Annotated in this window: 8 protein-coding genes and 3 tRNA genes; 2 read left to right on the forward strand and 9 right to left on the reverse strand. The window is 60.3% G+C overall.

Annotation, left to right across the window (positions count from 1 at the left end):
* The 6 genes from FHK92_RS18825 to FHK92_RS18850 all read right to left on the reverse strand — a co-directional run.
* A partial coding sequence (locus FHK92_RS18825) for a DUF6531 domain-containing protein (protein ID WP_258232687.1) occupies positions 1 to 1,592 on the reverse strand: 1,592 nt, incomplete at its 3' end.
* A 214-nt stretch (positions 1,593 to 1,806) separates the two neighbouring features.
* The gene (locus FHK92_RS18830; protein WP_181289376.1) at positions 1,807 to 2,208 is read right to left on the reverse strand and encodes an SEL1-like repeat protein; all 402 of its coding nucleotides are present in this window, start codon (positions 2,206 to 2,208) and stop codon (positions 1,807 to 1,809) included.
* Entirely contained in the window at positions 2,209 to 2,580 is a 372-nt protein-coding gene (locus FHK92_RS18835) for a hypothetical protein (RefSeq protein WP_003179080.1), read from the reverse strand. It lies immediately after the preceding gene.
* The gene (locus FHK92_RS18840) at positions 2,577 to 2,918 is read right to left on the reverse strand and encodes a helix-turn-helix domain-containing protein (protein ID WP_181289377.1); all 342 of its coding nucleotides are present in this window, start codon (positions 2,916 to 2,918) and stop codon (positions 2,577 to 2,579) included. The genes FHK92_RS18835 and FHK92_RS18840 overlap by 4 nt, the downstream gene beginning before the upstream one ends.
* A 114-nt stretch (positions 2,919 to 3,032) precedes the next feature.
* Positions 3,033 to 3,488: a YkvA family protein gene (locus FHK92_RS18845; protein WP_181289378.1), complete on the reverse strand. Its 456-nt coding sequence runs from the start codon at positions 3,486 to 3,488 to the stop codon at positions 3,033 to 3,035.
* Positions 3,489 to 3,781: 293 nt separating this feature from the next.
* Positions 3,782 to 4,495 carry an FKBP-type peptidyl-prolyl cis-trans isomerase gene (locus tag FHK92_RS18850; RefSeq protein ID WP_181289379.1) on the reverse strand — a complete coding sequence of 238 codons (714 nt, stop codon included), beginning with the start codon at positions 4,493 to 4,495 and terminating at the stop codon, positions 3,782 to 3,784.
* 268 nt (positions 4,496 to 4,763) lie between these two features.
* On the opposite strand from FHK92_RS18850, the gene FHK92_RS18855 reads away from it, so the two are divergent.
* Positions 4,764 to 6,569, forward strand: a complete 1,806-nt coding sequence (locus tag FHK92_RS18855; RefSeq protein WP_181289380.1) for a di-heme-cytochrome C peroxidase — start codon at positions 4,764 to 4,766, stop codon at positions 6,567 to 6,569.
* A gap of 31 nt (positions 6,570 to 6,600) precedes the next feature.
* The gene (locus tag FHK92_RS18860; RefSeq protein ID WP_181289381.1) at positions 6,601 to 7,737 is read left to right on the forward strand and encodes a catalase family protein; all 1,137 of its coding nucleotides are present in this window, start codon (positions 6,601 to 6,603) and stop codon (positions 7,735 to 7,737) included.
* A gap of 90 nt (positions 7,738 to 7,827) precedes the next feature.
* On the opposite strand, the gene FHK92_RS18865 is transcribed toward FHK92_RS18860, so the two are convergent.
* The 3 genes from FHK92_RS18865 to FHK92_RS18875 all read right to left on the reverse strand — a co-directional run bounded on the left by FHK92_RS18865 (position 7,828) and on the right by FHK92_RS18875 (position 8,251).
* A tRNA-Asp gene (locus FHK92_RS18865) sits at positions 7,828 to 7,904 on the reverse strand.
* A 17-nt stretch (positions 7,905 to 7,921) separates the two neighbouring features.
* Positions 7,922 to 7,997, reverse strand: a tRNA-Val gene (locus FHK92_RS18870).
* Between the two features lie 177 nt (positions 7,998 to 8,174).
* Positions 8,175 to 8,251 (reverse strand) — tRNA-Asp (locus FHK92_RS18875).
* Positions 8,252 to 8,331 lie beyond the last annotated feature (80 nt).

An 8,331-nucleotide genomic window follows, 5' to 3' on the forward strand; every position in this document is an offset into this window, starting at 1 on the left:
TACCGATCGCTCAGGGCGATCAGGCAACCGTCGCGAAAGTGTAGGAAAGGGGCGTCTTCGCCAGGCTGGGCGATGATCAGTTCGTCCGGCTCATTGCTCAGGTAGATCGCCGCGCGGGCCAGGCTGTTGTGGATGGCCGGGCGTTTCAGGCTGGGGCGGGGGAAGGTGGTGCGGCGGTTTTCCTGGTCGATCCAGATGACCTGCTCGCCTTCGAGCAACAGGCGATGGGCCAGGGCATGGCTCCAACCGCGGCCGAGGCCGATGTCCAGCTCGGCGGCGCTGGTGCGGTAGAGCCGGGTGAAGGTAAACGGCAGGCGTCCGTCGAGGGTGCCGTCGTCCAGGGTCAGCAGTTCTTCGCCGGTGACCATCGACACCGGGCAGCCGTGGGTGCGGGTCTGGTTGGCGCTGTCGGCAGAGTCGCCGTTGGGGTTAGTCGATTGGTGTGGGGCGTCGTCGTGGTGTTCCTGCTTTTTCAGCGTGGTATTACGCTGCGCGTCCCAGCGCAACTGCATCCGACCTTTCTTCACACCCGCCGCGATGCCTCGCGCAGCCACCGTCTTGTAGCGATCCACGTAGCCCATGAAGCCGTTTACCAGCGCGAAAATGGCGCTGATGAAACGCTTCACCGCATCCAGCAGCCGTGCGCCGTACCCGAACAAGCGCATCGTCAAATAGGCGATGCCTGCTCCCGCACCGACAAAGGTCAGCACCACCCCGATCAGCAGATCAATCGCCAACTGCACGACCATCGAAGCGACTGCCGCTGCTGTCCCGCCCGCCAATTCACTCGGTGGCAGCATCTCCAGCCAAAGCATCGCGGTTCGCACCAGCAAGCACAGCGCCGCTTCGTCGCTGACCAGCAGCTGCAGCTTTGCCATGACCTGTGGCGCCGACTCGGCAAGCTTGACCAAGTTGTCCGCACCGCTGCCCAACCGTTCGCCAAACTGGCTAGGGTCCTTGAGGATGTCTGACAGCAAACCGATGCCGTCCCAGACGCCCTCGATCGCCGCCCAACCACCCGCGAGCAGGCCGTTACCCACGGCTGCCGCCGAAGTCGCCAGCGACTGTTGGGCCCATTGCGGCTTGAAGCCCTGCCACTCGCCGCGCAGCCAGTCCGTCAGATCGGCGCTCAAGCCGTCGTAGGAAGAAAACAGATCGTCAATTTGCTTGGGGGATACGTCGCCTTGGACGTGAACTCGATAGGACCGCCCCGCCTCGCCCTTGAAAGTCCCAACACCTTGGGCATCAAGCGTGACGGGGGTGACTTCGCCCGTGTCCACCGACACCACATCGACCACGATATTGCCCAGCGGGATGTCATACACCGACTCGAGCTTGCTCTCGATCGTCATGACCCCGCCTTGCGGGCACTGGGCGACGGTAGAGAGAAAATCCTTGTCTTTGAGGCCGACAGCGGTGGTGCCGTCGCCGAACCGAATCAACCGCTCCATGCCCATCAGCGAAGGCAGATCGGCCGCTTGGCTGGCCCGGTCCGCAGCCCGGCTGTACCAACTTCCTAGCTGCTCGCGGTAGAGAGGAAGTGTGTCTTTGAAGTCGTCGAGTGCCTCCTCGATGCGGCGCACCTGATCCATCAGGAGGTGGCTCGGCCATGAGGCAGCAGGAAAAAACGGTCGGACATGGAAGAACGTCTCGCGAGAAATCGGGAAGCGCGAGACTTTGCCGGGGACGGCAGGAGAAATAAGTCAGGTAAGGAGACGCAGCTCGTAGGACAACTCTTTAATTGGCCCTACAGGTTCCTCTCGGGGGCGGGGGAAAGAATAGTGGCCAGACAGCCTGTCGATAACGCTATGGATTCTGGCCGTCCAGCGCCTTGAGCTTGATCTCAGCCAACGGGTGCCCAGCCTTCGCGGCCAGGGTCCACCAGCGCGCCGCCTCCACCGGGTCAGGCGCTTTAGTGGCAGTGCCAGCGAGGCTGATGACCCCCACCTGGTAAGCAGCCTTGCCATCACCGGCCAGCGCAGCCAACCGCAGCAGACGCACGCCCTCTTCCCTGGCACCCAGGCCTTGGCCGCGAAACGTCAGGATATGGCCATAGAAACTTTGGGCATCGACGTCGCCCAGGTTCGCCATGCGTGCGAACTGGCCTTGCAGCCAGGACCAGCCGCGCGGCTGTCGGACGAACCATGACCAATGGAACAACCGGCGCGCAAGCCAGTAGCCGGCCCGGGCCTTGATGCGCCAGAGCATTCAGGCTTCCGCCGATTCGGGGTACTCGTATTCGAACACCCGGACCACTTCCGAAGCATGCCAGGATGCGGCGGCCACGCCATCGGAAGGACCGGAAAAACGTCCGAGACGCTCGACGCATTCGAAGAAACCGGTGCGCGGCAAACGGCTGGCGCCCTGGCTGATGACCAGCGAACTGCGCAGCGGCTGTTCGGCCCGAGCGTCCAGCGCAGCCAGGTGTTCAAGCGCTGCGGTCAGGGTCTGCATCGCCGGGCTGGGAAGTTGCAAGCGCTCCAGCAAGGCGCGATAGGTCAATAAATGGCGCTGGCGGCGCGCCTGGTCCAACTCACCCAACAACCCGTCCCAATGTTGCCGACTGATGCGTACACTCACGATTCATCCCTCCAACCCGGCACCGTCAGTTCCCAGGCCAGACTGCGCTTGATCGCGGCATCGGGCTGACGCTCACCGCTTTCGATCATGGCCAGATAAGACGGGCTGATGCCTACTGTGCGGGCCAGCGCCTCGATGGCGATGCCCTTCCCTTCGCGCAGACTGCGCAGTTGATCCAGGCCAGGGAGATCCTGGTCGGGTGCCGCCGCATGCGGGACGCTTGCCTCACGCGACGGAGCTTGATTGATGCCGGCTGCCTTCAATAACGACTGGTACTGATCCCACGGTAAAACCGCGTACTCGGGCTCTCCGTCGCGTGTGATTATTTGAATATCCATGACTACCCCGTAGGACAACAACACTTAGCGAGTCAGCTTTTTTCCTAGGAAGTGTAATCCTAAATAGCAGCCAAGGTCGCGGGGCGATGATGTTCTGAAGGGAAACGGATTGAATCAGGTCTTTTTCGGACCTTGGAGCTGGAGTTGTTCCGGCGTATCGGGAAGCCTTTCGACCAGCGCGAGTTTCTCGGGGGATTGGCGGTCACGCCAGGCACGGAAGGCATTCAGTTCGTCGTCGAGGGTTTTCATGATCCAGGCCAGCACGGCGATGTCATCGAACATGCCAAACATGGGCAGCAAATCCGGAATCGCATCCAGGGGACTGAGGAAGTACATGAGCCCCGCCACCACCGAGAGCAGCGACTTCGCGCTGACCGCCCGGTATTCGCCACGCCAGTAGGCCAGGCACAGCGCCTGCAACAAGCGCAGATCGTCCTTGAGCTTGCCCAGCCGACCGCCCTCCCGGGCGCCTTTGCTGGCAACGGCAAATAGCAACGTCGGCAATCTGCCGCGGGCCAGCAGCCGTCCCGCCAAGGGCAGGAATCGCGTGAAATTCCACGGCGCCTTCATTTTTTCTCCCGCTGAAATGTTATCCACACAAATTGTGGATAACCTTGTGAACAGAGCTGCGTTTCACCGCTGAAGCCCCCGTTTTATAAGGGCCCGGCTTAGATCGGGCGTTTTTTACTCACATAAAAAACCCAATATTTCATTGACTTGACGGGTCGACTGCGTCTAGCACAGCGCCCGTATTGCCTATGACTGTGGCCTGCGCCTGGCGTTCGGTTTTTTTGATCATTTACCGAAAGCCGAATGCAACAACGCCCCGCATAAGCGAGGCGTTGTCTTTATAGCAGACGCGATTACTTGGCTGCGTCTTCTTTTGTCGGATCCTTGATCGCCAGCAGTTCCAGGTCAAACACCAGGACCGAGTTGGCAGGAATGGCCGGGCTCGGGCTCTGGGCGCCGTAGGCCAGGTCGCTCGGGATGTACAGCTTGTACTTCTCGCCGACGTGCATCAGTTGCAGGCCTTCGACCCAACCGGGGATCACGCCGCTGACCGGCAGGTCAATCGGGCTGCCACGCTCAACGGAGCTGTCAAACACGGTGCCGTTGGTCAGCTTGCCGGTGTAGTGAACGGTCACTACGTCGGTCGGCTTGGGCTGTGCGCCGTCGGCTTTCTTGACCACTTCGTACTGCAAGCCGGAAGCGGTGGTGGTCACGCCGGCCTTCTTGCCGTTTTCCTCGAGGAATTTCTTGCCGGCCGCTGCCGACTCTTCACTCATCTTGGCCATGCGCTCTTCGGCACGCTTTTGCAGTGCGGCAAAGGCCTCGACCAATTCTTCGTCTTTCAGCTTCTGTTCTTTCTTGCCGACGGCATCTTCGATGCCCTGGGCAACCGCTTTGGAGTCCAGGTCATCCATACCTTCCTGAGCCAGGCTCTTGCCCATGTTCAGGCCAATACCGTAGGAAGCTTTCTGCGCCGGGGTTTTCAGCTCTACGCTGGTCTGCGAATCGCAACCCGCGAGTACCAGGCCAACCAGGGCTACCGCCGCCGCCAACCGATGCTGTTTCATGCTATTTCCTTGTTCATGCGCCTAAAGGGCAATCGAGTAAAGCCGCGAGCTTATCAGGCGGCCACGACCAATGGCTACCGGCATGTGAGCCGCAAACCGATGATAAGTTCAGGCCGGCAAACGCTTTTTAATCCCAGGTAGATGAAGCATCTGTCATCGTTTTCGTACAGAGACGGATTGCCGCCCCCTGCAGCCCAAGGGTAATGGCCACTTGCCGGCCAAGCGGCGCTGAGGCATAAGGACATATCAAAAAAACAAGGACGTTACCGTGCGCCTCCTCTCTCGCCTCCTCTTGCTGATTCTCGCGCTGCTCGTCGCGGTCGTGGCCGTAGTGCTTTATTACGTCGCCAACCCACGCCTGCCGGCGTACACGCCTGTCGAACAGGTGCATTACCTTGATCAATGGAGCGCCACCGAGCGCCAGACATACTATTTCACGCCCCAAGGCACCCAAGTCAAAGGCCTGCGCTACGACTGGTTCACCGCGCTTGAACTGCCGTTCTCGCAGCAGCGCTTCGCGTCGCCGGAGTATTTGGCGCGCTTCGGCTTCCTGGTGGATCCGGCGCAAAAAGCCACTCCGGACAACCCCGGTAATTTGCCGGTAGGCTTCACCCGACACCAGAACGCAGGCAGCAGCGAGCAATATCTGGACATTACTTGTGCCGCCTGCCACACCGGCGAATTGCACTTCAAGGGGCAGGCGATACGGATCGATGGCGGTTCCGCCCAGCACGTCCTGCCGTCGACCGTTCCGACATTACGCGGGGGCAGTTTCGGACAGGCCATGGTCGCCAGTCTCGCCTCGACCTACTACAACCCGTGGAAATTCGAACGCTTCGCCCGCCAAGTGCTCGGCAAAGACTACGACGCCCGCCACGAAGAATTGCGCAAGGCGTTCAAGGTTTCCCTCGACACCTTCCTGCGCACGGCCTGGAATGACACGCACCGCGGCCTCTACCCCACCCAGGAAGGCCCGGGCCGCACCGACGCTTTTGGCCGTATCGCCAACGCCAGTTTCGGCGACGCCATTTCGGCGGAAAACTACCGAGTCGCCAACGCACCGGTGGATTACCCTCAGTTGTGGGAAATATGGACCTTCGACTGGGTACAGTGGAACGGTTCGGCCCAGCAACCGATGGCCCGTAACGTCGGCGAAGCGTTGGGGGTCGGTGCGACCTTGAATTTCTTCGACGCTCAAGGCAAGCCGTTGCAAGGTGAAGCGCGCTACCCTTCCAGCGTACGCGTGCGCGACCTGAATAAAATCGAAGAAACCCTGCAACTGCTCAAGCCTCCGGCATGGCCGGAAGCGCTGCTGGGCTCGATTGACAAGCCCTTGGCCGCCAAGGGCCGGGCACTTTTCGCCGAGAACTGCGCCGGTTGCCACGTGCCCAAAGTCGTACAGGGACCCGACAGACCGGTCCAGCAACTGCACATGCTGCCGGTACAAGTGATCGGCACCGATCCAGGCACGGCGAACAATATTGCCGACCATCGTTTCAACCTGACCAGCTTGCAGTGGGATCCGGCCGAGTTGGCGAAGCTCGACGTGCAGCTACACCCCACCCCGACAGAACCGTTGGATCTGAGCCAGGTATCGGTCGCCAAGGGTCTGGCCTACGTCACGGCATTCGTCGAAAACCGCGCCTATCGCGATGCCGGCGTCACCCCCGTCGAGCGCCCGGCCCTGGATGGTTTCGGGCTGCCCATCGGTGTTCGTGAGTTACGCGCCTACAAAGCGCGACCACTGGCGGGCGTCTGGGCCACGCCGCCCTTCCTGCACAACGGCTCGGTACCGACGATCTATCAATTGTTGTCGCCGCAGGATGAGCGGGCGACGACCTTCTATAAAGGTACCTTCGAATACGATCCGCGGCATTTGGGCTATCGCACGGAAGCCTTTGCCAACGGTTTCCTCTTCGATACCAAGATCACCGGCAATCACAACAGTGGCCATGAATTTCGCTCGGGTGAACGAGGCAATGGCGTCATCGGCCGCTTGTTGCAACCGCAGGAACGCTGGGCCTTGCTGGAATATCTGAAGGTGCTTGGCGGGCCGCTGGAGTCGCAACTGTAATGATGAAACCCACCGTTAAAAGGATGTTTGCATGTTGATCACGCTCTGGCTGCGCCTCGGCGCCTTTTTGGGCAAGACGCTCCTGTGGCTGCTGGGCATCGGGCTGCTTGGCTGGGCCTTGGCCACGGCCTGGTTTGCCTGGCAGCACAGCGGGCCGGTCCCGGACCAGGAACAGATACCGCCCGGCGAAAGCGCCATGACCCAGGACATCATCCAGACCGCGATCCGCATCGTCGATCAACACCGCGAAGGCACGCGCTACCTGCGCGACGCCCACGCCAAGGCCCACGGTTGCGTCATGGCGGAAATCCAGGTGCCCAGCGACTTGCCCGCGCCGTTACGCCAAGGCGTGTTCGCTGAACCGGGCAAGACCTGGCAAGCGACGATCCGCCTGTCCAACGGCAATGCCTATCCACAATTCGACAGCTTGCGCGATGCCCGGGGGATGGCGATCAAATTGATGGACGTGCCTGGCAGACAACTGCTGGCCGATCGGCAATCCAAGGGTGAGCAGGATTTCGTGATGTTCAATCATCCGAACTTCTTCGTCAGCGATGTCGCCGAATACCGTCAGAATGTGGCCGCTCAGGCTGACGGAAAGAAGGCAATGGCTTTCTTTCCGAGCCTGGACCCACGCACCTGGCAGATCCGGCATTTATTCATCGCCCTGGCGACACTTTCGCCGCCACCGGCCAGCCCGACCCAAACCACCTACTTCTCGGTATCGCCTTACAAATTCGGCGAGGCCAATGCCAAGTTTCGCGTCGCGCCGGACCCGGACAGCTGTCCGGGCTACACCTTGCCGCCGCAGAACCAGGATCTACCGAATTTCTTGCGTAGCGCGCTGAATCAGCAGTTATCCACCGATCGTGTGCCGGCCTGTTTTGTCTTGCAGATCCAGCGTCAGGACCCGAGCAAGTACATGCCGATCGAAGACACCAGCATTGAATGGCAGGAAAGCGATGCACCGTTCGAGACGGTGGCGCGGATCAAGGTGCCGGCCCAGGATTTCGATACGCCCAAGTTGAACCTGGCGTGTGATAACCAGTCGTTCAATCCGTGGTTCGGTATCGAGGCTCATCGTCCGATTGGCGGTATCAACCGTTTGCGCAAGGCGGTGTATGAAGCGGTCAGCGATTATCGTCATAGTCGCAACGCGGAGCAGTAGGACGAAGGTAAATGACAGGCAACAAAAAGCCCGCTCAATGAGCGGGCTTTTTGTTTGGCACTTGGCGTTCAGTATTCCAAGTGCCGAATATGGCGCAGCGGACGGGACTCGAACCCGCGACCCCCGGCGTGACAGGCCGGTATTCTAACCGACTGAACTACCGCTGCGCGTAACATTGAAAGTTTGGTGGGTGATGACGGGATCGAACCGCCGACATTCTGCTTGTAAGGCAGACGCTCTCCCAGCTGAGCTAATCACCCTTCACTTTCGATGCGGGGCGCATTCTCTCACAGTTTTTTTGTAACGTGCTGATTTAATTAACAAATCCAGCAAAAAAACATGAGCGATGCACACCGCAGGAACTGCAAACAGCAAAAAGCCCGCGTTAGCGGGCTTTCCGTGGTGACCTGGCGTTCAGTGTTCCAGGTAACCGAATATGGCGCAGCGGACGGGACTCGAACCCGCGACCCCCGGCGTGACAGGCCGGTATTCTAACCGACTGAACTACCGCTGCGCGTAACACTGGAAGCGAATGGTGGGTGATGACGGGATCGAACCGCCGACATTCTGCTTGTAAGGCAGACGCTCTCCCGG

Source organism: Pseudomonas brassicacearum subsp. neoaurantiaca, assembly GCF_013608025.1.
Lineage (GTDB): Bacteria > Pseudomonadota > Gammaproteobacteria > Pseudomonadales > Pseudomonadaceae > Aquipseudomonas.

Bases quoted from the DNA above. Each gene is read 5' to 3' on its own strand.
- FHK92_RS18830 (WP_181289376.1), bottom strand. From the start codon at position 2,208: ATGCTCTGGCGCATCAAGGCCCGGGCCGGCTACTGGCTTGCGCGCCGG.
- FHK92_RS18840 (WP_181289377.1), bottom strand. From the start codon at position 2,918: ATGGATATTCAAATAATCACACGCGACGGAGAGCCCGAGTACGCGGTT.
- FHK92_RS18845 (WP_181289378.1), bottom strand. From the start codon at position 3,488: ATGAAGGCGCCGTGGAATTTCACGCGATTCCTGCCCTTGGCGGGACGG.
- FHK92_RS18850 (WP_181289379.1), bottom strand. From the start codon at position 4,495: ATGAAACAGCATCGGTTGGCGGCGGCGGTAGCCCTGGTTGGCCTGGTA.
- FHK92_RS18860 (WP_181289381.1), top strand. From the start codon at position 6,601: ATGTTGATCACGCTCTGGCTGCGCCTCGGCGCCTTTTTGGGCAAGACG.